This window comes from Cryobacterium adonitolivorans (assembly GCF_004402695.1).
Taxonomy (GTDB): domain Bacteria; phylum Actinomycetota; class Actinomycetes; order Actinomycetales; family Microbacteriaceae; genus Cryobacterium; species Cryobacterium adonitolivorans.
In genome coordinates this window covers 139921-162831 of the sequence record NZ_SOFL01000002.1, presented here as the reverse complement: position 1 = coordinate 162831, position 22911 = coordinate 139921, and the positions used below count along the sequence as shown (strand labels likewise).

Genomic DNA, 22911 nt, shown 5'->3' with positions numbered 1-22911 from the left:
CCCTCTCCAGCAGTCACCGTTCAGCACTGGACGGTCAGAGCGGGCGGCTCCCTTCCGGGAGTCGCCCTGTGATGGTTAAGGCGCACTCGCCCTGCCGGCTTCACAGCCGGGCCGGCCTCGGTCACACCGGATCAGCGGCGGTCGCGCCTGTCGTCCCGGCGGTCGCCGCGGCGGCGCACCCGGTGGGCGACGACAGCCGCCGTCCCCACTGTGGCGGCGGTGCGGGCCATGGGTGCCCCGATCACCCCTGGCCAGCCAACTCGTCTGCGTGCGATAGGCATATCAGGCTCCTTCCGTGTCATCGGCTTCGATCGCGGCGAGGAGTACCTGTACCGGGATGCGGCCGCTGGCCACCAGCTGGCCGCCGGCGTGCCGCACCGACGCTCCGAACGGAGCGGCCCAGAGGTTGTCCCAGACCAGGAGCGCGGCGGTGCTGCCGGGCTCGATGGCCTCGGCCGCCGAGATCACGTCATCCTCGCTGAGGAGGGTGGCCAGTTCGGTCTCGAAGGCTCGCAGTTCCCCGAGTTCGCCGTCTTCGAGGTCCGAAAGTTCGGCGATTTCCAATGCGCCGTCGGCGTCCTTCATGAGGATCAGCAAGTCCAGGATCTTCACCAGACCCCGGTCAACGAGCGACGTGATCTCCGGAGCGATCGACCCGTTGAAGGTGCTGCCCGGAAACTCCACTACGATCCAGTCGACCGGCCCGAGTTCGATGGGCACGGAGGTGCGCCGTCGTCTCAGTCTGCCGGAGGTGTCAGTGTCCAACCCTCCGGCAGCGCCAGCGTCACCCGCGATGGGTGAAGGTCATTCAGAGGGTCGGCAGCACCTGCTCGCGCACCTTGCGGCGCAGCACCTTGCCGAGCATCGTGCGCGGAGTGTCGGTGATCTGCACGATCCGTCGGGGAATCTTGTACGCGGCCAGGTGCTCCCGGCAGTGGTCCTGCAGGGCCTTCTCGTCCAGGGTCGCCCCGGGTTCGAGCTCGACCGCGGCGACGACCATCTCGCCGCCCCGCTCCAGTGTCTTGCCGAACACCGCCGCATCCACCACCGAGGCATGCAGGCGCAGCACGGTCTCCACCTCGGTGGGCGACACGTTGAAGCCGCCGGTGATGATCAGGTCCTTGGCCCGGTCGACGATGGTGGAGAACCCGTCTTCGTCCACGGTCACGATGTCACCGGTGCGCAACCAGCCGTCCGGGGTCAGGGTCTTGGCGGTCTCCTCAGGGTTGTTCCAGTAGCCCTGGAACACCTGCGGTCCCTTGAGCAGCAGCTCTCCTGGCTGTCCCTGCTCCACCTCCACGGTCGGGTCATCGGGGTCGGTGACCTTCATCAGGGTCGAGGAGAACGGGATGCCGACGGTGCCGGGGCGGCGGGTCGGGTAGAACGGATTGCCCATCGCCACCGGCGACGCCTCGGTCATGCCGAAGCCCTCTACAAGCAGCCCGCCTGACACCGACTCCCACAGCTCCACGACATGGTCGGGCAGGTTCATCGCCCCCGAGATGCAGAATCGGCAGGAGCGCAGCGAGATGCCGCGTTCCTTCGCGGCGAGCGCGGTGCGCTCATAGATCGGCGGCACCGCGCAGTACACCGTGGCCGGGGTCTTCTTCATGGTGTCAAGCACGGTCTTCGGGTCGAACTTGGGGAACAGCACCAGCAGCGCCTGCTTGTGGATGCCGTACGTCAGGTACAACGTGAGGCCGAACGAGTGGAACATCGGCAGGATCGCGTAGAAAACCTCTTTGCGATACTCGGCGCCGTGCATCCACGCCTCGCCCTGCAGAGCGTTGCAGTGCAGGTTGTAGTGGGTGAGCATCGCACCCTTGGGCCGGCCGGTGGTGCCGGAGGTGTACTGGATGGCCGCGAGATCGTTCAGCGCCGGACGGGGGTGGGTCGGGTCGATCGCACCGTGGCTGAACAGGTCCTTCCACGGGGTTGTCCCCGGCGCCGAGCCGGTCAGTGCCGCACGGGACTCGCGCAGGCTCTTCACGGGAAGGTAGAGGGCCAGCCGTTTCACGGTGGGAAAGGCCTGCAGCAGGTTGACCGAGACGATGTGGTCGATCTCGATGTCGGCCGGGAACGCGCGCACCGTCGGGGCGACCTTGTCCCAGGCGATCACGATGCGGGCCTGGTGGTCTTCGAACTGGTGTCGCAGCTCGGGTGACGTGTAGAGCGGATTGTGCTCAACCACCACGCCGCCCAGGCGCAGCACGGCGTAGAACGCCACGACGTGTTGCGGGCAGTTCGGCAGGATCAGCGCAACCCTGTCGCCGGCCCGCACCCCGAGCAGGCGCAGCCCCTCGGCCGCCTTGTCGATCAGGGCGCCGAGTTCGGCGTAGCTGGTGCGGCGTCCGAAGAATTCGAGCGCCGGATGGTCGCCGGCCTCCGAGACGGCATGCTCGAGCATCTCCACGAGCGAGGTCGTGGGGTAGTCGATCTCGGCGGGCACGCCCGGCTGATAGTGCTTAACCCAGGGCTGTTGCTCAGTAGTGGCCATGCAGACATCCTCCCGCGAACCGCTCCGCGGGGTCGGCACAACACGGTGCGAGGCGGAGCACGTCTGTGCAGACCCGGCAGATCTTCCGGCGCTAGCCGGTTGACCGCTCCCCTCACCCGGTGGCACGGTGTGAGGGAGAAGCTCTGCCGTCGCAGGACATTCCGACCCCGACGAACCATCGAAGGAGACACCATGCCCACAGTCAGGTCGCCCGACGGCACCACGATCGCCTTCGACAGCCTCGGTGCCGGGCCCGCCCTCATCCTGGTCGACGGCGCCACGTGTTACCGCGATGCCGGGCCGATGCGCCTCCTCGCCGCGCTGATGGCCGACAGCTTCACCGTGTACGTCTACGATCGCCGCGGACGAGGCGCAAGCAGCGACACCATGCCGTTCGCGGTTGACCGGGAGATCGATGACATTGCCGCTTTGATCCAGCTGGCCGGCGGCAACGCGGCCCTCTTCGGCATGTCCAGCGGCGGCGCCCTGGTCATCGCAGCTGCCGCTCGGCTCGATGGGTCGGTGAGTGAACTGGCGCTCTACGAGGTGCCGGTGAGCATCGACCTCGATCCCGTCGTCATCGCATACTCCCGGGAACTCGCCGCGGCGCTGGCCGCCGGGCGCCGCGGGGACGCCATGGCCCTCTTCCTGGCCCGGGTGGGCATGCCCGCCGAGCAGATCGCGGGCATGCGGCAGACGCCGATGTGGGCCGGGTTCGAGGCGATCGCTCCCACGCTTGCCTACGACGATGCCGTTCTCGGCGACGGCCTGCTCCCCTACGACCGGATCGAAGCCATCCAGGTTCCCGCTGTGGTGATGAGCGGCGAATTCGCAGCGGAGTTCATCCGCGAGTCCGCCAGGGCCCTGGCCACCGCCCTGCCGAACGGGAGGCACGTCGAGCTACCCGGCCAGTCCCACGATGTGGACATCGCCGTTCTCGCCGCCGCACTGCACCGGAGCCTGACCTCGAGCACACCAGCGTCCGGCAGCGCGGCAAGCGCCGTCGACGACTGACGCTTCCAGCTCAGTCCGTGTCGGCGGCGGACGCTGCCGCGTTCCGGGACTCCCGGGCCAGGAAGGTGCCGAGTTCGCTGATGGTGCTCATCAACGGGGCGGGGAACACAACAATGGTGTTCTTGTCAACACCGATCTCGACGAGGGTCTGCAGGTTGCGCAGCTGCAGGGCGATGGGATGCGCCATCATGATATCCGCCGCCTGGCCGAGTGTGGCGGCGGCCAGCTGCTCGCCCTCGGCGTTGATGATCTTTGCCCGCTTCTCCCTTTCGGCCTCGGCCTGCTTGGCCATCGACCGCTTCATGGTGTCCGGCAACATGATGTCCTTGAGCTCGACGAGGGTCACCTGCACCCCCCAGCCGAGGGTTTGGGCATCCAGAATCTCCCGCACACTCACGTTGAGCACCTGGGTATTGGTCAGGGTCTCGTCCAAGACGTGCTGACCGACCACCTTGCGGAGGGTGGTCTGGGCGATCTGTTCGATCGCGGTGCGGACGTTCTCGATTTCCACGATCGACTTCACCGAATCGATCACCCGGTAGTAGGCCACCGCCGAGACCCCGACGCTCACGTTGTCCCGGGTGATGATGCCCTGCGATTCGATGGGCAGGGTTACGATGCGCAGAGAGACCCGGTGCATGACGTCGACGAACGGGATGATGAAATGCAGGCCAGGCTTCAAGTTGCCGACCAGCCGGCCGAAACGCAACAGCACGCCCTGCTCGAATTGCGTCACCACTCGGATCGACATTGCCAACAGCACGATCAGCAGTATCACGACGAGTGCCAGCAGCACCCAGAACGCCACCATCAGGAACACCTTCCACGGGACGGATGCCTCAGTCACATTCACCGTCTATGGGTCATTTTGCGCCTGTCCGGACCCTTCCACCAGTGCCGGCAGCCGGTCCGCAGCCGGCCGATGTGGTGCTCCCGAACGGGGTGAGCACTTCGACCGGCTACCGTAGTACTATGACGCCTCCTGATTCAACTGCACCGACCGAGGCAGCCACTGCCCGCCCGACCATCACGTTCTCCGAGCTTGGGCTCAGTGACTCCGTTCTCAAAGCCCTCAAGGATGTCGGCTACGAGACCCCGTCGGCCATCCAGGCTGCCACCATTCCTCCACTCCTCGACGGCCGCGACGTCGTCGGACTCGCCCAGACCGGCACTGGCAAGACCGCTGCGTTCGCGCTGCCAATCCTCTCCCGCCTCGACATGTCCCAGAAGAGCCCCCAGGCCCTGGTGCTCGCCCCCACCCGCGAACTCGCCTTGCAGGTCTGCGAGGCCTTCGAGAAGTACGCCGCCCACATGAAGGGCGTGCACGTGCTGCCCGTCTACGGCGGACAGGGCTACGGCATCCAGCTGTCGGCGCTCCGCCGAGGCGTGCATGTTGTCGTCGGTACGCCTGGCCGCATCATGGACCACCTCGAAAAGGGCACCCTCGACCTCACCCAGCTCAAGTACCTGGTGCTCGACGAGGCCGACGAGATGCTCAAAATGGGCTTCGCCGAGGACGTCGAGACCATCCTCGCCGACACCCCGGACGACAAGCAGGTGGCCCTGTTCTCCGCCACCATGCCCGCCCAGATCCGTCGCATCTCCAAGCAGTATCTCAACGACCCCGAAGAGATCACGGTCAAGAACAAGACCACGACCTCGGTGAACACCACCCAGCGTTACCTGCTGGTCTCTTACCCGCAGAAGGTGGATGCGCTCACCCGCATCCTCGAGGTGGAGAACTTCGAGGGCATGATCGTCTTCACCCGCACCAAGAACGAGACCGAGACGCTCGCCGAGAAGCTGCGCGCCCGCGGCTACTCCGCGACCGCGATCAACGGCGACGTTCCCCAGGTACAGCGTGAGCGCACCGTGGAGCAGCTCAAGAGCGGCAAGCTGGACATCCTCGTCGCCACGGATGTCGCCGCCCGCGGCCTCGACGTCGAGCGCATCAGCCACGTCATCAACTACGACATCCCGATCGACACCGAGTCGTACGTGCACCGCATCGGCCGCACCGGCCGCGCGGGCCGCAGCGGCGCCGCGATCAGCTTCGTCACCCCGCGTGAGCGTCACCTGCTCAACGCGATCGAGCGGGCAACCCGCCAGCCGCTCACCCAGATGCAGCTGCCCAGTGTCGAAGACGTCAACGTCACCCGGCTCGCCCGCTTCGACGACGCGATCACCGCCGCACTCGAGGAAACCGCACGTATCGCCGCGTTCCGCGACATCGTGGGTCACTACGTCGAGCACCACGACGTGCCGGAGGCCGACGTGGCCGCCGCCCTCGCCGTGGTCGCGCAGGGCGAGACCCCGCTGCTGCTCAACGCCGACGACATGCGCGCCGCGGCGCGTTTCGACCGTGAGCGCACCGAGCACCGCGACCGCGACCGGCCCGTGCGCAACGACCGCAGGGACGACCGCGGCAGCCGCGACGACCGAGGCGGCCGCGACGACCGCCCGCTGCGCAGCGAACGGCCCGAACGCCGCTCGCGCGACAGCAGCCGGGCCATGGCCTCGTACCGCATCGAGGTGGGCAAGCGTCACAAGGTGGAACCGCGCCAGATCGTGGGCGCGCTGGCCAACGAGGGCGGTCTGAGCCGGGAAGACTTCGGCGCGATCCAGATCCTGCCCGAGTACTCCCTGGTGGACCTGCCCGCCGACCTGACCAGCGACGTGCTGGGCCGCCTCTCGGCGACCCGCATCAGCGGCAAGCTCATCGAAATCCACGCCGACAACGGCGCCTCGGCCGGTCGCAACGACCGTGCGCAGCAGGGCGACCGCTCGGAGCGCCCGCCGCGCCGCTACTAACTCACCTGCCAGCCTCGCTGGTTGAGCTTGTCGAAACCTCGTGACATACGTCGATAGGTCGACTCACCGGGTCTCGACAAGCTCGACCAGCGGACGGGGCTCGACCAGCGGACGGTACTGATACCCCCGGGGGCAGGCCGGGGCCTCGTCGACCAGCAGGGTTTCAGCACGGCCCAGGACCCGGTTTGAGCAGTGCGCGCACCCTTAGCGTGTTCGTGGGCCATGCCTTAGTCTGGAATGTGCACGGGAGCATCGACCGATCCTCCTGCCCTGGAGCTCTCCTTGAACATCACTCCCCTGACCTGGATCATCACCATCGGCGTGACGATCGCGTTCTTTGCCTACGAGTTCTTCGCGCACGTGCGGAAGCCGCATGAGCCCACGGTGGGCGAGTCCGCACGCTGGTCGGTCTTCTACATCAGCCTCGCCCTGGTGTTCGGCGTCGGCATCGGCCTGGTGTCCGGCTGGCGGTACGGCGGCGAGTACTTCGCCGGGTACCTCACCGAGAAGGCGCTGTCGATCGACAACCTCTTCGTGTTCCTCATCGTGATGGCCGCGTTCTCGGTGCCCAAGGCGTACCAGCAGAAAGTGCTGATGTTCGGCATCATCATCGCGCTGATCATGCGTGGCGGGTTCATCGCCGTGGGGGCTGCCCTCATCGAGAACTTCTCCTGGGTGTTCTATCTCTTCGGCGCGCTGCTGTTCGTGCTGGCGTACCTGCAGGTGCGGGGCCACGAGAGCAACCCCGCCGACAATCTCTTCGTGCGCCTGGCTCGTCGGGTGTTGCCCGTCACCGACGAGTACGACCGCGACAAGCTCACCACCAGGATCAACGGCAAGCGCTACGTCACCCCGATGCTGCTCACCATCATTGCGATCGGCTTCATCGACCTGGTCTTCGCCATCGATTCAATCCCCGCGATCTACGGACTCACGTCGGAGGCGTACATCGTCTTCACCGCCAACGCCTTCGCGCTGATGGGCCTGCGCCAACTGTTTTTCCTCATCGGCGGACTGCTCGAGCGCCTGGTCTACCTGTCCCAGGGCCTGGCCGTGATCCTCGCCTTCATCGGCCTCAAGCTCGTCTTCCACGCGTTGCACGTCAACGAGGTGCCGTTCATCAACGGCGGCGAGCCGGTACTGTGGGTGCCCGAGATCCCGATCTGGTTCTCGCTGGTCTTCATCGCCGCCACGGTCACCGTCGCGACCATCGCGAGCCTGGCCAAGACCCGCGGGGACGCCGCCAAGGCCGACCGCGCCCAGGTCGACGGCGAGCCCACCACGAAGGCCGGGGACTCGAACTAGCCGAGCAGGATCGTCGCGAGGTTATCCACGCTCACACTGCGGTAGCCGCGGAACTCCACCGGGACTTCGATGACCGTCGTCCACGGGATGCTGGGTTCATTGCAGCCGTCCTGGCCGGCGGGAATGATGACCTCGCTGACGATCTCCAGGCTGCCGGTCGGCGCATCGTGCCGGTACTGTGTCGGCCTGGAGGCACAGCCAGACCCGAAGATCACCAGCGTGAGCTCGTTCCGGCCCGGCCCGGCCAGGGCGTAGGAATCCCGGGCCCCGTCGTCCGCCGGCAGGGCCGGCATGGCGACGTCCGTGCTGACCATCCGCACGGGTGAGAGGTCGTCCTCTGCGAACTCCACGGTGAACTGCGCGCGGGGAAAGTAGCAGGCGTCGGGCGTGTCCGCTGCCATGGCGGCCTCGGTGCAATCTGATTCGGCGGGCGGTATCGCGGTGATCACGGCCCGCTCGAGCCGGATGTCCGTGGGCACCGGCATCGTGGCCTCGAATGACCCGTCGGTGCCGACAACCACTGCGGTGGTCTGCCGGGCGGAGTCGTTCGCGACGATCGAGCGCAGCTAGAGGGTTTGGGTAGTGCCGGGGGCCAGCGTGGTGCAGATCTCACCCGACTCAGTGGCGGGCCGGGAGATAGTCACGTTTTCGCCGACGACCGCCCGCTGCGGTGTCACCACGATGCCGCAGCCGAACGGGTCGGTGGGTGCATCCGGTGCGCCGGACGCACCCGCGCAGCCCGCCAGCAACACGGAGCAGGCCAACAGCAGCGTGACCGCGGCGGCCAGAGGGCGCCTCACGGGGTCAGCCCGGCTGGATCGAAGTACCCCAGCACGGTCACGCCGTCGACGCGATAAATCGGCACCCGCCCATCGTCGCCCGACGATTCGACGGCATCGTGGGTGGCGCCCAGATGAGCGAGCTTCGCCTCCTGAATATCGCTCCGGTAGGCGTAGCCGGTCTCGCCGTTCAGCTCGAGGACCGGCGTGAACTCCTCGGCCGCGGCCGCGGTGACGCCGACGTCCGTGTCCGCTGATGCGTCGGCGGGCCCGCTGGCGTCCTGGGCGACGAGATCGTCTGACCACCGGTCGTAGGCCACAACGGTGCCTGCCCCGATGCCGCCGGCGAACAGCAGCGCCGCGGTCGCGGCCAACGAGAACGCTGTCCGGGAGAGTCGCGCGGCGCGGGGCCGCGGGGTTGCTGACACCGTGCGGACGAGCAGGGCCCGAATCTCGGCGCTGCGGCCCGGGTCCATCACGTGGTGGTCAGGGGGACCCTGGGGGCGGTCGGGGGTCATCACTGGCTCCATCCTTCTCGCACATCGGGTGCGCTCTGCATCATCAACTCGGCCATCCGGTTCTTAGCCCGAGACAGCCGGGACTTCACGGTGCCGATCGGGATCCGCAGCGCCAGTGCCGCCTCGGCGGTGGTCAACTCCTCCAGCACGCAGAGCGTGAGGATGTCCTGGTCGCGGGCGCTCAGTTGGGCGAAGACCTCGCGCACGCCCGGCGCCTTGCGGTCGCGGTCCAGCGCCGCACCGAGCTCGTCCGACGGGTCCGGATGCGAGCGTTCGGGCGAGAGCTTCGACAGGGCCAGCCGGTATCGCCGCGCCGAGCGGGCCTGGTTGCGGCAGACGTTGTTGGTGGTCACGAGCAGCCAGCCGATCACCGAGCCGTTCACCACCCGCACCCGGCGCCGGTGGCGCCACAGCTCGAGGAACACGATTGCCGTGGCGTCCTCAGCGTCGTGCCGCGAGGCGAGCGCGCGCAGGGCGTGACCGAAGACCCGGTCACGATGCTCATCGAAGAGCGCCCCGAACGCCCCCGCATCCCCCTCGACGGCGCGAGCCCACACCTCGTACTCGTTGGTCCCCCGGGCTGCCGTCATACCCTAATAATGTCCGCACCCCCGCAAATGGTTCCATCCGGCCATGTTGACGTTCCGTCCCCACCCGCCGCCGCCCGCATGCCGTCATTGCGCCCCCTGTGGCGGGGCGCGCCAGTTATAGAGGGCGCATTGGGCCACACGGGGTGCACCGAGCAGTACTGAGCACCCGAGCACCACCGAGCGCCCCGGCACAAGCGCGCCCGCTAGCGGTCGAGCTGCACGATGCGATCGTGGTCCCAGGGCCCAGCCCAGCCGAGCTCGTCGAACATGCGCGAGAGCACAATCCCTGTGAAGCCCCAGACCAGCCGGCCGCCCACCGTGAACGCCGGCGCCCGATATTCGGTGCCGCCGACGTTGTGCACGGTATTCGCCCGGTTGGCGGGGTCGAGCAGATCCGCCACGGGCACCCTGAAGACGTCGACGGTTTCGGCGTGATCCATCGCGGCCACCTGGGAGGGGCTGGTCCACCAGGCCGGTACCGGGGTGACAAGGTGGTTGCTCACCGGCACCGGCATGGCCGGCAGCGTGCCAAGCGGTTCGAGGCCGGCGACATCCAGCCCGGTCTCTTCGACGGCCTCCCGCAGCGCCGCCGCGATCGGGCCCGCATCGGATGCTTCGAGCCGGCCGCCTGGGAAGGCGATCTGCCCCGGGTGACTGCCCAGGGTTGAGGCGCGGCGCAGCAACAGCACATCGAGGTCCCTGGGCACCCGGCCGGGCCCGGCCGGCGACTGCGCCGGAACCGCGTCGAGCACACCGAACAGCACGAGAACCGCGGCCCGGCGAGCGCTCCGCAAGTCGGGGAGGTCGCGGCTTCGGCCGGTCCCCCAGTCCAGCCCACGCTCGCAGAGCGCCACGAGTTCGGCGCGGGGGTCCTTCGATGCAGCAGGCATGCATCCACCATACGCAGCGGGGTTGACGCCTCCCCCGGCTGCGTAGGCGCGATCCGCCGGGTCGAGCGTTGGCAACGGCATCGTCAGGGATAACTGTGGTGCGCACCGACCCGCCCCGCTACCACCGTCAAACGGAGGTCACCCGCTTATGAAATTCCCGCCGATCGCCGACTACGCGTTCCTCTCCGACTGTGAAGTGAGCACCCTGATCGCCACGGGCGGTGCCGTGGAATGGTTGTGCCTGCCCCGGCCGGACAGCCCGAGCGTCTTCGCCGCGCTGCTCGACCGCACCGCCGGCCTGTTCAACTTCTCCCCCACCAACACTGCGGTGCCTGAGCAGCGACGCTACCTCTCCGGCACCATGGTGCTGGAGACTACCTGGCACACGCCCACCGGCTGGATGACGGTCAAGGATGTGCTGGTGATGGGTCCGCTGGCCGAGCACCGCCGCGAGGGCTTCCGGCGCTCCCCCGGAGACTCCATTGCGCAGCGCACCCTGTTGCGCATCGCCACCTGTTTCGACGGTCGCGTGGAACTCCAGGTCAACTGCTTCCCCCTGTTCGACCACGCCAGGCAGCAGGGCGTCTGGAACTTCGAAGGCCCCGGCTACACCAGGGCAAAGGTCGTCAACGGAGACGTCTCGCTCGTCCTTGGCGGCAGTGTCAGGTGCGGATGGAGTTTACCTACCATGGCGGCGGGCTGGGCAAGGGCGGCGATATCGCTCTGTACTACGACATCAAGCTGGTGGGCACCGGCCGGGTGGGCGCCACCCAGGCCATGATCTTCTCGGCCGACGAGACCACCGACGTAGGCTACGGGTACGGTACCCCGGTCACGGCCGACTACACCACGAAGGACAGCCGCTCTAAGGGGCGGATCAATCGGGTGCAGATCGACCTGGGCGACGACGAGAACGACCACTTCATTGACCCCGACGAGCGGATGCGCATAATCATGGCCGGCTGAGCGGTGCGGTCACCCAACGCCTGGTACGCACCGTTTCGCGCGCGGCCAATGCTCATGTCAAGAAAGTGTAGCGCCGGGCCTGCAAAACAGCGCGTCCCCACTTCGAGGTCGGAACGCGCCCCCTCACCCGCCCTCAACCGCCTAACATTGCGAGATGAACACGGGCAAGCATCCTGAGGTTGCGGCACAGCCGCGGACTAAGCGCCTCTCCCACTGGTGGCCGGTGGTGAGCGGCCTCCTCGCCCTGGGCCTCGCCGTCGGCCTCGGGGTGTTGATCGTGAGGCGGGGTATGCCCCTCTCCATCGACACTGAGTGGTCGGACGAGCTAGGGGAGAATCGCGCGCCTGTCTGGGATTCCCTTGCGCTCATAATGGACACGCTCGGCGGTGGCGTGATTGCGACCTTTGTGCTGCCGGCTGTGGTCGCCGCCGCCCTGGTACTTGTCGCGAAGCGGCCGTGGGCGGCCGGGTACTACCTAGCTGTCAGCATCGTCACCGGCGGCCTCGTGCAACTACTCAAGCATCTTTTCGGTCGGGCACGACCCGACAACATCTTGACGAATCTCGACTTCGGATCGTTCCCTTCCGGGCATGTGGCCAATGCGGCGGCGACAGCCGCCGTGCTGGCAATCCTTTTTCCGCGGGTCTGGGTGTGGGTGGCCGCGGCGCTGTACACGGTCCTGATGATGATGAGCCGCACCTATCTGGGTGCGCACTGGCTCACCGACACCGTCGGCGCCCTATTCCTTGGCGTCGGGGTCGCAGTTGCGCTCTGGGCTCCGGTGGCCGCGAAACTCGACGGCGAGCACAAACTCGCCCGGAAGCATTCGCCTAAACAGTAGACGAGCGACGCCATTTGGACATGCGGCCTCAACGATGTCGCTATTGCCCTAGACCCCGGCACTATTTCATCTATTTACCGCGACAGCAGGGGCGATATCGTGACAACATTCGGTCCCGACGGGGACGACGCGAACGCAGGCATCCTGCGGGGACGCTATCGGCTACGGAAAGTCATCGGGCGCGGTGGTCTCGGATCGGTTTATCGTGCTCGCGACCAGTCCCTGGGCCGAAAGGTCGCGGTACAAATCTTCGACACGACCGCCACCTCGAAGGACGACATCCACCTTCAGGAGAACGAGGTGAACGCGCTGGCCAGCCTGACCCACCACAGCCTGGTCACCCTGTTCGACGCCGGCGTGGACAGGTCAGATCCCGACCGGCCGCACATCTATTTCCGGGGCCTCCTGTGCTGGCCGACCGTCCGCTGATCTACACCGCCGGACGGCGCGTTCGACCGGATCACAGCGATGGCCGCTCGCGTCTTCTCAGCGCCTATCTCGCTGGTGAGCATCGTCGACCATGACCGAATTTGGTTCTAGTCCAGTCATGGACTGGGCATCGATCAGATCGACCGGGAGCCGGGATTGTGCTCTTGGATTACGAGTTTCGTACCGCCACCGAGGAGGAACACCGCCAGTGCCCCATCCCGCCACACCAGCGTCATCGACCCGGGCGCACCCGATAGCTAGGGTGGCGGGTGCAGACTATCGTCATGACCGTACGTAATGAACGCACACTACTCGTGCTTCGGCACGCCAAGTCCGGTTGGTCGGGCGGCGAGGCCGACATCGACCGCACGCTCAATTCACGCGGGCACAGTCAAGCTACGGATGTCGGCAGCTGGCTGGCCGAGCAGTTCAGCATTATCGACGTGGCCATCGTCTCCCCCGCCACCCGGGCCCGTGCCACCTGGGCGTTGGTGGCAGCGGAACTGAAGTCGAGCCCCGAGGCTCGGGTCGATGAGCGAGCATACGCCGCATCCGTTTCAGACCTGCTCCAGATCGTGCAGGAACTGCCCGACGAACTGCGCACCGTGATTCTCGTGGCCCACAATCCTGGGCTCGAGGAACTTGTCTCCGTGCTCACCGGCGAGAGCGTCACGCTGCCGACGTCGGCCCTGGCTGTGCTGGGCGTGCCGGGCACCTGGGCAGAGCTTGCGGCCTCCACGGCCGTTCTCGTGACCAGCGGCCGTGCCAGCCGGGCCGGACTCGCCTAGGCACGCGCAAAAATCCAGCGTCATTCCGCTCCTGTGGCCTCCGCCGGCAGCGGCAGCCTTCGCACGCTCTCGAAGCGTCGCAGGGCACCGTCGATTGGATCGGTGAAGGCCAGTTCGCTGGCCAGAAGTTGGAGCGGCCGCCTGAAATCATGCACCGATACATCCTGCACCACGGGGTAGAGCGGGTCGTCGATGATCGGGATGCCGAGACCCAACATGTGCAAGCGCAACTGGTGGGTGCGCCCGGTCCGGGGTGTCAGCCGGTACTGTCGGGGATCCCCGTGTGCACCCTCTCGTTCGATCAGAGACTCGGCGTTGACCGGGGCGTCGGGCACAACTTCGCTCTGCCAGTGGCCCGGCCGGGTTCGGAGGTGGTTGCGCACGGTCACGGGCAGCTCGAGGTGCGGTCGCAGCGGCGCCAAGGCCCGATACACCTTGCTCACCTCGCCGCGCTGGAAGAGGGTCTGGTACGCCCCGCGCCAGCGGCGTTCGGTGGCCAGGACCAGCAGGCCGCTGGTCACCCGGTCCAGGCGGTGCAAAGGGGAGAGTTCGGGTAGTTCCAGTTGGGCGCGGAGGCGAACCACGACGCTCTGCACGACGTGCCTTCCCCGCGGGATGCTGGAGAGGAAGGGCGGTTTGTCGATCACCACGATCCGCTCGTCCCGATAGATCAGGTGCAGAGGGCCCGGCACCACCGGTTCGTCGGCCAGGTCGCGGTGAAACCAGACAAAGGTCGTCGGCCGGTACCGGTCCGCCCCGGCTACCGACGTGCCGTTCTCGTAGACGAACCGACCGTCGGCCAGGAACTCGGCCACATTCACACTCTCGGCCAGCCGGTCGTGGAGCCAGGCTCCCATAGTCGGCCAGGTCGGCTTCGGCGAGCCGGGCCGGCCGCGCTCCGGGGTGCCCAGCCACGCCGCATCGAGCCCGTGTCGTGGCGGAAGGGGCGAGCGCGGGGGCATCCTCCGATCGTACGTGCTGACCGTCCCGGCTACGAGGTGGGGAGCGCCGCGCCGATGATCGCGTCGAGTTCGATCTCCACGAGGAGGTCGGGGGCGGCCAGCGCGCCAACCGCCACGGCGACGAGAGCCGGGCGGATGGCGCCGAAGATCTCGCCGTGCACCGCACCGACGGCGTCGAAGTCGGCAATGTCCGTCAGGTAGACACGGCTGCGCACGACTTCTTCGAAGCTCGCGCCGGCCTGCTGCAGGGCCGCGCCGATGCGCACGAAGATTTCGCGGGCCTGCGCCGCGGCATCCGCCCCGCCCACGGCCCCGTCGGGCGAGCTGGCGGTGGTGCCGGCCACGAACACGAAGGCGCCGGCACGCACGGCGCGGGAGTAGCCGACGACCGGCTCCCAAACCGAGCCGGACGAGATGTTCTGACGGGTGTACTCGGTCATGGGGTCCTCACGTGGGGTGGGCTGTGGCCGTCGCGATACGACGGCGAATCACCGACATTACCGGGTCGTCGGTGCCCGTCGCCGGCATCATCGTGCTGGTCATCCGCTGGTGCGAGCCGACAAGACCCGGCGTTCCCACGACCTGACGGGCGCGCAGACTCGCTCTCAGGAGGCGGCGGCCCGCGCGGCTTCGAGCGCCCAGACGACCAGGTCGTGGTCGAGGTTCTCGACCAGGCCCGACACCCCGACAGCGCCGATGAGGGAACCGTTCACCCGCAGCGGGAACGCTCCGCCGGCGGCCGCGTACTCCGCGATGGGCAGACCGGTGACCTCGTTGAAATCCTGGCCCCTGGCCCGGTACTTGGTGCTGATCAGGAACGACGGCGCGTTGTACCGGGCCACCACGCGGAACTTCCTGGCCAGCCAGTCATCGTTGTCTGCGGTCGTGCCTGGCCGCGCCGCGTGGAAGACGCGCTGCTGACCGAAGGACATCGCCACCGTGATCTTCAGGTCGTCGGCGGTTGCGCGCGCCATGATCGCGCTGCCGAGCCTGTACGCATCGTCGTAGTCGAAAGAGGTGAAACCGATGCTGGAATTCTGTTCCTCCAGGAGCGGCAGGAGGGCCTGGGCGGCGGGGTCAGGGGTGAGTGACATGGCAGAGTCCGATTTCGTTGGGGTGTCGGCAGCGGTGCGCCGCACTACCGAGCACGATACCGGTGCCGGCCGGACCTGGTAGGGAGCGCGGCCTGGAGTTGGGCGGATGCTCCGCCGAAGGTGACTCCCCAGAGCACGGTGGCGGCGACGATCGCGGACCCGCCACGCTTGGCTGGCCGCGAAGATCCCGTAGCGCTCGAGCAACGTGCATGTCGACGGCCACTCCCGACCGGCTGATGGATGCCATTGGCGACGGTACGCGCGTCCGGCACGACCGGCAACTCGCCGGTCGACGAACCGGTCACGGCGTCTCGGGCGCCGGGGCATCCGCTCGCACGGTCTTGATATCGGCGGGGTCGTTCTGGCGCCGGCTGGCGAGCATGATCGGAACACCGATCAGTTCCACGAGGCCGCCGATCATCAGGGAGGCGCCGTAGCCCCAGAGGTCGGCGGAGCGGCCCAGGGCGGGCTGGATGAACACGCCGCCCAGGCTGCCGAACAGCGAATCGAACGAGAGCACCGTGGCGCGTTGCTTCGACGGGATCATGTCATTGAGGTAGGCCTGCCGCACCGGCTCGGCGACCGCGAACACGAACCCCCAGACCATCAGGAAGACCACCGCGAGCCAGAACAGGCTGTTCAGGCCGAGCACTACGAGCGAGACCACGCTGAGCAGGGAGGCGCCGATCACGGTGCTGGTGCGCTTGGCGAAGAGGGTGCGAATGCGGGGCGCGACGACACCGCCGACCACCTGCGCCAGCGAGAGGATGGCGGCGGCCAGCCCGGCGATGGAATACGCCGACGGGTCGCCGTACAGCTCGAGCAGGTAGGGCTGCAGCGCGTAGAAGGCGTAGAAGCCGACGCCGGAGGCGAACGGCGCGGAAAGAATCATGTAGCGCACCGACCGCCGCTTCAGCCCGTGTTCGATCGACTCCGACAGCACGAGGCGGGTCGCCTTCACCGGGCCCCTCGAGCGGTCAGGGGTGAAACCAAGATCCCTCATCACGACGAACGCGTAGATGAACATGATCACGAGCACCCCGGCGCGCACGAGGAACGGCACGCCGAGATTGGTGGCTTGAGCGATCACTCCGCCGAGCACCGAACCGGCGAACATGGCGATTCCGGTCACCACCAGCCCGCGGCCGAAGACGGCCTCGAGGCTGCCCGTGTACCCGGTCGACGTGAGCGCGTCGACCAGCCAGGCCTCCACGGCGCCGGAGAAGAAGGTGAAGCCCAGGCCCAGCAGCACCGACACGATGGCCCACCAGACGAACGGCGAATGCCAGACCCAGAGCATCCAGTACAGCGCCGTGGTCACCGACAGTGTGATGGTGCCCAGCAGATACGAGGCCTTGCGTCCCACGGTGTCCGCGACCACGCCGGTGGGGATCTCGAAGATCACCATGCCCACGGTGAAGAACGCGTTTGCGGCGAACGCCTCGAAGTTGCTTAGCCCGGCGTCGAGCAGGAACAGTGTGTTGATGCCCCAAATGAACGACGCCGCCAGGGTGTTGCCGAGCAGCAGAATCAGGTACGTGCGCTGGACGCGCTGGGACGCCGGGTTCACGACCCGGGTCCGATCGGCGCACCATGTCCCGTCACGAAGTAATCATCGACCCCCGCAGGGCGGATGGCTAGGTCACGCGGGAACCCTTCCTTAGCGACGAAACGGCACTACGCTGCCGCTGAAGCAGTGAGCTTCTCCCCCGAGAGGCCGATGAAGGGTCATAAACATGAGCGATGTTGACAAGGCAACACTCGAGAAGGCCGCCGCGGTGTCGATCGACGGCCGGCATTTCCAATTCGTGGGCGCCACCGGCTCCCGGTTCGAGCCGGGTGGCCTGGTGATCCTGCGGTCCACTGATGAGGGCGAAGAGGAGACGGATCAGCTGGGCCAGGTTGAGGAGGTCGCCGTCACGATCGGGGGCGCCCCGCACGGCTCCGGTCGCATCCTGGGTCTGCTCGATGGGGATGGGCGGCACCTCGACGTTCGTCGCTCCGTCGCGTTCGGATCGGCCACGATCCAACCGACGGATGCCCGCACGACCGAGGTGCTATACGGCGACGCCACGGCGTCCCTGCCCATCGGCTCCTTCCTGGCCTCCCAGCACATCCCGGCCCGGCTGATCGCCCAACGCTTCAACAGGCACACCTTCTGGTGCGGGCAGAGCGGATCGGGCAAGACCTACGCCCTGGGCGTGGTGCTGGAACAGCTGCTGATCCACACGGCGCTGCCCATGGTGATCTTTGACCCGAACGCGGACTTCGTGCACATGAGGCAGGCCCATCCGGCGGGCGCCCCAACGGATGCGCAGCGGGCGCTGGCGTCCCGGGACATCCGTGTACTACGCCCGTCGTCGTCGAGCCCGGATGCCCTCCGGGTGCGATTCCTGGACCTGTCATTGCGGGCGAAGGCGGCCGTCTTTCGGCTCGATCCGCTCGATGATCGTGCCGAGCACAACGAACTGATGCACATCGAAGACACCGTAGGCCTGGTCGATGCGACGAGGGTCGTCCCCGGCCTGGTGGAACGGGGCACCCCGGCCGCGCGGGACCTGGCGGCGCGCACCGAGAATCTCCGGGTCACCGACTGGAGCGTCTGGGCGAAGGGGCTAGCTGCCGTCACCGACATCCTGGAGACCCGGCCCGATGCGACGGTTCTCGACCTCGGTGGCTTCGCCTACCCGGAGGAGTCGCTGGTCGTCGCTTTGGCGGTGCTCGATGACCTGTGGGACAAAAGGGAGCAGCGCCGTCCACTCCTGATCGTGATCGACGAGGCGCACAACTTCTGCTCACCCGACCAGACCAGCCCGTTGCACGTGGCGGTACGGGAGAGGATCGTGCAGATCGCGGCGGAAGGACGCAAATTCGGTCTCTGGCTGTTGCTGTCCACCCAGCGGCCGTCCCGGGTGCACCCCAGCATCATCTCGCAGTGCGACAACCTGGCGCTGATGAAGATGACCTCTCCGGTGGACCTCGCCGAGCTCGCGACCATCTTCGGCTTTGTGCCACCCGCGATGCTCGCCCGGGCGTCGCGGTTCAAGCAGGGCGAGGCCCTCTTCGCCGGCGGTTTTGTGCCCGCGCCCACCATGGTCACGATGGGTTCGCGGCTCACCCGAGAGGGCGGAGCCGACGTTGGAGTACCCCTGCGGACGGGGTGAGATTCCCAACCGCGAGCTGTGAGAAAAGCCCCAAGAAATCGAAGTTTTTGGGGCTTTGCTCACAGCTCGCGGGCCAGGTAACCGGCGAGCAGCGTCAGCCGGGGCAGGCCGGCGGCGTTCTCGTCGTCGCCGAGCATCCGCGCCAGCCGGAGGGTGTCGGTGATCTCGCCCCGGCGAAGGAATGCGGCGGTCGAGACCACGGCGGTGCGGCGCTCGGGCCAGAACGACGACCCCGCGAGGGCGTAGAGCGGGTCACGTGGTTTGTCGATGAGCCAGCCGCCGACCACCTGTTGCGCGACCAGGTCTACGAGATCCCAGGTGTCGATCCGGTCGCGGCGCCGCAGGTACAGCTCATAGAGTTCTTCGCGCCGTTCGACGCTGGCCTTACGGTGCGTCGCCGCTTTGCCCATGATCGAGCACGCGCCGACCCGCACCTCGTGGATCGGGCTCTCCAACAGCGTCTCGATGTCGTGCGCCGGCATGGCGAGCACCCGGCCGGCCAGGGCGAACACGTCGCCCATCCGCACGCCGATGAAGGAGTCGTCTCCCGGGAAGTACCGGGTGTACTTCTGCCGCTGCTCCGGGCTGGCCAGGGCCACCAGGCTCTCGTGGAACTCCGCGGCGGTGATCTCATCCGTCATGCAGTCAGGATGCCACCGGCTCCGGCCGCCCTCAACGCTCGCGTTTGGCCCGGCGGCGTTCCCGCCAGGTCATGGCGGCGAGAGCCGCCGCGTCGCGGTCCCGGGCCCCGTCCCGTTCGATCCGCACGGCCTCGCGGCGTGCCTGCCAGCGAGCGACCTCCGCATCGACGTCGCGGATCGCCGTGACGACGGGCGGGCCGCCGCGTAGCTGCCGGCGGGCCTCGATCACGCGCCGGTTGAAGTCGTCGAGGGTCTCGCGCACCTGTCGTTCGGAGACCACGGCGTCGAGGCGCGCGTTGAGTCCGGCATCCTCGGAGCGCAGGGTGAGGGCAGCCGGTCCGAGGCCGGTGATCTGCTCGCGATCGATCTTCTGGCGGATCCACCAGTCAGGGTCGTACGGGGCGGTGAGCCCCGGGATCGGCTTGCCCGTGCCGGGCAGGTTGTCGAAGTCGCCGCGACGCATGGCCTGCTGGATGGAGATCTCCACGTACTGGGCGCGGGCATCCATCATGGCCTGGCCGGCCTCGTTGGTGTCCGGCTCGACGGCCTCCGGGCGTTCGGATGCGGGAGTCTCTCGGTTGATCTTGTACCGCGCCACGTTGAGCGGCGTATCGCGGGGTTCGCGTGGGCCAGTCATGACACCAGCCTAGGTTCACCTGCTCCGTGACGGGCCGCTCCGCGTACACTGACCGGCATGTTCCGTAGCCCGCACCACGCGCCCACAGGCCAACCAGCGTGAAGGCCGTCGTCTACGACCGGTACGGGCAGCCCGACGTGCTCAGGGTCGAGGAGCTACCGAAGCCCTCGCCGGGCGTGAACCAGGTGCTGGTGGAGGTCGTCGCGACCTCCCTCAACCTGTCCGACTGGGAGGGCCTGACCGGAAGCCCCGGGTATGCCCGGATCGGCGGGCTCCGCGCCCCCAGGCGCCGGGTATTGGGATCCGACGTTGCCGGACGGGTCGCCGCGGTCGGCTCCGGCGTCACCCGGTTCCGCGTGAACGATGAGGTGTACGGCGACAATATGGGACTTCTGGGCGGATTCGCCGAATTCGCGGTGGCGCCGGTCGCGGCGCTCGCCCACAAGCCCGCGGAGCTGACCTTCGCTGAAGCGTCGACGCTGCCCCAGGCGGGAGCGATCGCGCTGCAGGGCATCGCCCGCGCTCGCCGCGGGCAGCGCGTGCTGATCAACGGCGCGGGCGGCGGGTCGGGATCATTCGCGATTCAGCTGGCCAAACGCTCCGGAGCTCACGTGACCGGCGTCGACAATGGGAGAAAACTCGACTTCATGCGCGGGCTCGGCGCCGACGAGGTCGTCGACTACACCACCTCGGACTTCACCCGGCTCGAACCGTTCGACCTGATCCTCGACCTCGTGGCACACCGGTCGGTGTTCGCCTACCGGCGTGCGTTGGCCCGCGGCGGTCGCTACCTCTGCGTCGGCGGAACCGTGCGCAGCGTGCTGAGAGTCGTGACCGTCGGCGCGACGCTCGGCCTCGTCACCGGGCGCCGGTTGGGGCTGCTCATCGCCCGGGAGGGACCGGCCTACTTCGAGCCCGTCGCCGAACGTTGCGCCGCCGGCGAGCTGAGCATCAACATCGACCGCACCTTTCCGCTGCTGGAGGCGGCGCGGGCGCTCACCTACCTTGGCGAGGGACGTGCGCTCGGCAAGGTTGTCGTCACCGGCTAGGGAGGACGTATGCATTTATCGCAGAACATTCGCATCGTGGTGGAGGACGGGACAGTGTCGGGCGCGTTCGCCCGGCCGGCCGACGCTGTCGCCACGCTCGTTCTGGCTCCGGGCGCGGGTTCCAGCTTCGATCATCCATTCCTCATCGGGTTCAGCGAGGCGATGAACGCTGTCGGGGTGGCGACTTTGCGGTTCAATTTTCCGTACCGGGAGGCCGGCCGACGGCTTCCGGACCGGTCACCCAAGGCGATCGTCGCCTGGCGGGCGGCCATGGCAGCGGCAACCGACCTCTCCCCCGATGAACCCGTCTGGGCGGCCGGTAAGTCCTTCGGCGGGCGGATGGCCTCAATGGCGGTGGCCGCGGGCATGCCGGCGGCGGGCCTGGTCTTTCTCGGCTACCCGCTGCATCCGCCCGGCAAACCGGAGAAACTACGCGATGAGCACCTCTACGGGATCGACCTGCCGATGCTGTTCGTGCAGGGAACGCGGGACCCGTTCGGCACCCCGGACGAGCTCACTCCGGTGGTGGACAGAATCGGCGCGGCGACCCTCCAGTTGATCGACGAGGCGAACCACTCATTTGAGGTTCGGGGAGCCAAGCGCCCGCCCGCCGGCGTGGGCGCGTCTCTTGCGCCGATCGTGGCCGAGTTCATGCGCGTGAGCGTGGCGTAACCGCTGCTACTCGGCGGACGGCCGCTGTCGTTGCGCCTTCGTTGCTGAGCGCTGCTGCTTGGCGGCGAGGTGCCGCCGGCCGGAGCCGCGGGTGGGTTTGGTAGCCCGGCGGCTCGGCCCATCGGGGGCGAGACCCGCGGACACGAGTTCCGCGAGCTTGGCCAGTGCGATCTCACGATTCCGCAGCTGGGAACGCTGTTCGGATGCGGCCATAGTGACGACCCCGTTGATCAGGCGCCGGTCAAGTCGGGTGAGCAGCAGTGTCCGCTGCTCGTCGGTGAGCACCGCAGACTCGACGACGCTCCAGGACACCTGGACACGGCTGTCCGACGTGTTCACGTGTTGGCCGCCGGGTCCGGACGACCGGGAGAACCGCCAGCCGAGTTCCGTCGACGGAATCGTGAGCGCGGGCGATACCTCAAGATCCATGCATCAAGGGTCCCACGATGTGGGCGCGGCCGGTGCCGTTCGGCGGGAATCGTTGACCGGGACCGTCAGAACAGCGGCCACGGCACCGCGGGCATCTGGCCCTCCGGGGCCGGGAAGCGGCCATCGGTGCGCAACCGGTCGCAGCGGGAGGCCAGGGCGACGATTTCGGCAGGAGTGAGCAGGCCGGCGAGCTCAAGCCCGAGCCCGGCAGTGAGCCCGGCGCTGACCCGGTCGATTCCGGCCAGCTCGTCGATGCTGAGGTCCTCGCCCAACCACCCCCAGAGCACGGTGCGCAGCTTGTGCTCGGCGTGGAAGGTGAGCCCGTGGTCGACCCCGTGCCGGTGCCCGTCGGGCATGGCCAGGATGTGGTCGCCCTTGCGGTCGGCATTGTTCACGATGATGTCGAACACGGCCATCCGGCGCAGCGCCACGGAGTCCTCGTGGATCAGCGACACCAGCCGATCCTGCTCGTCCTGGCCGTCGAGCACGTGCCGCCAGCCCTGCTCCGGCATGGCCTCGGCGGGGATCAGGTCCACGGCATCATGGTCGGGGTCCCGCTCCTGCCAGAGTTGCGCCATCCCCGGGCCCATCGGGCCGTCGCGCAGCCAGGTGCGGGGCACGACGTTCCAGCCGAATACTTCCGAGACCAGGTACGCCGCGGCCTCACGGCTGGCCAGGTTGCCGTCGGGGAAGTCCCACAGGGGGTTTTCCCCCGCGATGGGCTTGTAGACCACCGTGACACCGTTGATGCTGCCCAGGAACGTCGCGTTGGACGCGGTCGTGATGCGGCCGGTGAGTTCGAGGTCGCCGTCGGCGAGGTCGGCATCCGGCATGG

Annotated in this window: 28 protein-coding genes; 11 read left to right on the top strand and 17 right to left on the bottom strand. The window is 67.7% G+C overall.

The window, feature by feature from the left end:
• Positions 1-131: 131 nt before the first annotated feature.
• The 3 genes from E3O42_RS17850 to E3O42_RS01035 all read right to left on the bottom strand — a co-directional run bounded on the left by E3O42_RS17850 (position 132) and on the right by E3O42_RS01035 (position 2497).
• Entirely contained in the window at positions 132-281 is a 150-nt protein-coding gene (locus tag E3O42_RS17850) for a hypothetical protein (RefSeq protein WP_166787852.1), read from the bottom strand.
• A 1-nt stretch (position 282) separates the two neighbouring features.
• A complete protein-coding gene (locus E3O42_RS01040; protein WP_198414021.1) occupies positions 283-720 on the bottom strand; it encodes a DUF6325 family protein in 438 nt (145 codons plus the stop codon).
• 88 nt (positions 721-808) lie between these two features.
• A complete protein-coding gene (locus E3O42_RS01035; RefSeq protein ID WP_134452080.1) occupies positions 809-2497 on the bottom strand; it encodes a long-chain-fatty-acid--CoA ligase in 1689 nt (562 codons plus the stop codon).
• A 192-nt stretch (positions 2498-2689) separates the two neighbouring features.
• On the opposite strand from E3O42_RS01035, the gene E3O42_RS01030 reads away from it, so the two are divergent.
• On the top strand, positions 2690-3511 hold the full coding sequence (locus E3O42_RS01030) for an alpha/beta fold hydrolase (RefSeq protein WP_134452079.1): 822 nt from the start codon (positions 2690-2692) through the stop codon (positions 3509-3511).
• A 10-nt stretch (positions 3512-3521) separates the two neighbouring features.
• Here E3O42_RS01030 and E3O42_RS01025 read toward each other — a convergent pair whose 3' ends face one another.
• Positions 3522-4358 carry a slipin family protein gene (locus tag E3O42_RS01025; RefSeq protein WP_338144909.1) on the bottom strand — a complete coding sequence of 279 codons (837 nt, stop codon included), beginning with the start codon at positions 4356-4358 and terminating at the stop codon, positions 3522-3524.
• Positions 4359-4483: 125 nt separating this feature from the next.
• Between E3O42_RS01025 and E3O42_RS01020 the strand changes: the two genes are divergently transcribed.
• Both E3O42_RS01020 and E3O42_RS01015 read left to right on the top strand, forming a co-directional pair.
• Positions 4484-6322 (top strand): DEAD/DEAH box helicase, encoded by a 1839-nt coding sequence (locus E3O42_RS01020; protein WP_134452078.1) that lies wholly within the window; start codon positions 4484-4486, stop codon positions 6320-6322.
• Positions 6323-6604: 282 nt separating this feature from the next.
• Positions 6605-7627 carry a TerC family protein gene (locus E3O42_RS01015; RefSeq protein WP_134452077.1) on the top strand — a complete coding sequence of 341 codons (1023 nt, stop codon included), beginning with the start codon at positions 6605-6607 and terminating at the stop codon, positions 7625-7627.
• Here the strand turns inward: E3O42_RS01015 and E3O42_RS01010 are convergent.
• From E3O42_RS01010 to E3O42_RS00990, 5 genes are all read right to left on the bottom strand, one after another.
• Entirely contained in the window at positions 7624-8148 is a 525-nt protein-coding gene (locus E3O42_RS01010; protein ID WP_134452076.1) for a hypothetical protein, read from the bottom strand. The two genes, E3O42_RS01015 and E3O42_RS01010, sit on opposite strands and share 4 nt — an antisense overlap.
• 45 nt (positions 8149-8193) lie before the next feature.
• Entirely contained in the window at positions 8194-8427 is a 234-nt protein-coding gene (locus tag E3O42_RS01005) for a hypothetical protein (RefSeq protein WP_134452075.1), read from the bottom strand.
• Positions 8424-8924 carry a hypothetical protein gene (locus tag E3O42_RS01000; RefSeq protein WP_134452074.1) on the bottom strand — a complete coding sequence of 167 codons (501 nt, stop codon included), beginning with the start codon at positions 8922-8924 and terminating at the stop codon, positions 8424-8426. Before E3O42_RS01000 ends, E3O42_RS01005 begins: the two co-directional genes overlap by 4 nt.
• On the bottom strand, positions 8924-9514 hold the full coding sequence (locus tag E3O42_RS00995) for an RNA polymerase sigma factor (protein WP_134452073.1): 591 nt from the start codon (positions 9512-9514) through the stop codon (positions 8924-8926). The genes E3O42_RS01000 and E3O42_RS00995 overlap by 1 nt, the downstream gene beginning before the upstream one ends.
• Before the next feature lie 203 nt (positions 9515-9717).
• A complete protein-coding gene (locus E3O42_RS00990; RefSeq protein WP_134452072.1) occupies positions 9718-10404 on the bottom strand; it encodes an NUDIX hydrolase in 687 nt (228 codons plus the stop codon).
• Positions 10405-10552: 148 nt separating this feature from the next.
• On the opposite strand from E3O42_RS00990, the gene E3O42_RS00985 reads away from it, so the two are divergent.
• From E3O42_RS00985 to E3O42_RS00960, 5 genes are all read left to right on the top strand, one after another.
• On the top strand, positions 10553-11185 hold the full coding sequence (locus E3O42_RS00985) for a trehalase-like domain-containing protein (RefSeq protein WP_134452071.1): 633 nt from the start codon (positions 10553-10555) through the stop codon (positions 11183-11185).
• Positions 11149-11370, top strand: coding sequence for a hypothetical protein (locus E3O42_RS00980; protein ID WP_166787851.1), 222 nt, complete (start codon positions 11149-11151; stop codon positions 11368-11370). Before E3O42_RS00985 ends, E3O42_RS00980 begins: the two co-directional genes overlap by 37 nt.
• Positions 11371-11524: 154 nt before the next feature.
• Positions 11525-12211 (top strand): phosphatase PAP2 family protein, encoded by a 687-nt coding sequence (locus E3O42_RS00975; RefSeq protein ID WP_134452069.1) that lies wholly within the window; start codon positions 11525-11527, stop codon positions 12209-12211.
• Positions 12212-12310: 99 nt separating this feature from the next.
• Entirely contained in the window at positions 12311-12640 is a 330-nt protein-coding gene (locus E3O42_RS00970) for a protein kinase domain-containing protein (RefSeq protein ID WP_166787850.1), read from the top strand.
• A gap of 284 nt (positions 12641-12924) precedes the next feature.
• A complete protein-coding gene (locus E3O42_RS00960; RefSeq protein WP_134452067.1) occupies positions 12925-13428 on the top strand; it encodes a SixA phosphatase family protein in 504 nt (167 codons plus the stop codon).
• Between the two features lie 20 nt (positions 13429-13448).
• On the opposite strand, the gene E3O42_RS00955 is transcribed toward E3O42_RS00960, so the two are convergent.
• From E3O42_RS00955 to E3O42_RS00940, 4 genes are all read right to left on the bottom strand, one after another.
• Positions 13449-14390, bottom strand: coding sequence for a pseudouridine synthase (locus E3O42_RS00955; RefSeq protein ID WP_134452066.1), 942 nt, complete (start codon positions 14388-14390; stop codon positions 13449-13451).
• Between the two features lie 29 nt (positions 14391-14419).
• Positions 14420-14830 carry a Rid family hydrolase gene (locus tag E3O42_RS00950; RefSeq protein WP_134452065.1) on the bottom strand — a complete coding sequence of 137 codons (411 nt, stop codon included), beginning with the start codon at positions 14828-14830 and terminating at the stop codon, positions 14420-14422.
• A 165-nt stretch (positions 14831-14995) separates the two neighbouring features.
• Positions 14996-15484 carry a heme-degrading domain-containing protein gene (locus E3O42_RS00945; protein WP_134452064.1) on the bottom strand — a complete coding sequence of 163 codons (489 nt, stop codon included), beginning with the start codon at positions 15482-15484 and terminating at the stop codon, positions 14996-14998.
• A gap of 301 nt (positions 15485-15785) precedes the next feature.
• A complete protein-coding gene (locus E3O42_RS00940; RefSeq protein ID WP_134452063.1) occupies positions 15786-17054 on the bottom strand; it encodes an MFS transporter in 1269 nt (422 codons plus the stop codon).
• A gap of 166 nt (positions 17055-17220) precedes the next feature.
• On the opposite strand from E3O42_RS00940, the gene E3O42_RS00935 reads away from it, so the two are divergent.
• On the top strand, positions 17221-18648 hold the full coding sequence (locus E3O42_RS00935; protein WP_134452062.1) for an ATP-binding protein: 1428 nt from the start codon (positions 17221-17223) through the stop codon (positions 18646-18648).
• A gap of 59 nt (positions 18649-18707) precedes the next feature.
• On the opposite strand, the gene E3O42_RS00930 is transcribed toward E3O42_RS00935, so the two are convergent.
• Together E3O42_RS00930 and E3O42_RS00925 are read right to left on the bottom strand one after the other, a co-directional pair.
• Positions 18708-19289, bottom strand: coding sequence for a DNA alkylation repair protein (locus tag E3O42_RS00930; protein ID WP_134452061.1), 582 nt, complete (start codon positions 19287-19289; stop codon positions 18708-18710).
• A 31-nt stretch (positions 19290-19320) separates the two neighbouring features.
• Complete coding sequence (locus E3O42_RS00925) at positions 19321-19926, bottom strand: DnaJ family domain-containing protein (protein WP_134452060.1); 606 nt, start codon at positions 19924-19926, stop codon at positions 19321-19323.
• Positions 19927-20024: 98 nt separating this feature from the next.
• On the opposite strand from E3O42_RS00925, the gene E3O42_RS00920 reads away from it, so the two are divergent.
• Together E3O42_RS00920 and E3O42_RS00915 are read left to right on the top strand one after the other, a co-directional pair.
• The gene (locus E3O42_RS00920; RefSeq protein WP_134452059.1) at positions 20025-20975 is read left to right on the top strand and encodes an NAD(P)-dependent alcohol dehydrogenase; all 951 of its coding nucleotides are present in this window, start codon (positions 20025-20027) and stop codon (positions 20973-20975) included.
• 9 nt (positions 20976-20984) lie between these two features.
• On the top strand, positions 20985-21647 hold the full coding sequence (locus E3O42_RS00915; protein WP_134452058.1) for an alpha/beta hydrolase family protein: 663 nt from the start codon (positions 20985-20987) through the stop codon (positions 21645-21647).
• Between the two features lie 6 nt (positions 21648-21653).
• Here E3O42_RS00915 and arfB read toward each other — a convergent pair whose 3' ends face one another.
• Both arfB and E3O42_RS00905 read right to left on the bottom strand, forming a co-directional pair.
• A complete protein-coding gene (gene arfB, locus E3O42_RS00910; RefSeq protein WP_134452057.1) occupies positions 21654-22076 on the bottom strand; it encodes an alternative ribosome rescue aminoacyl-tRNA hydrolase ArfB in 423 nt (140 codons plus the stop codon).
• 65 nt (positions 22077-22141) lie between these two features.
• The gene (locus E3O42_RS00905; protein WP_134452056.1) at positions 22142-22909 is read right to left on the bottom strand and encodes an SCO1664 family protein; all 768 of its coding nucleotides are present in this window, start codon (positions 22907-22909) and stop codon (positions 22142-22144) included.
• Between the last annotated feature and the right edge of the window lie 2 nt (positions 22910-22911).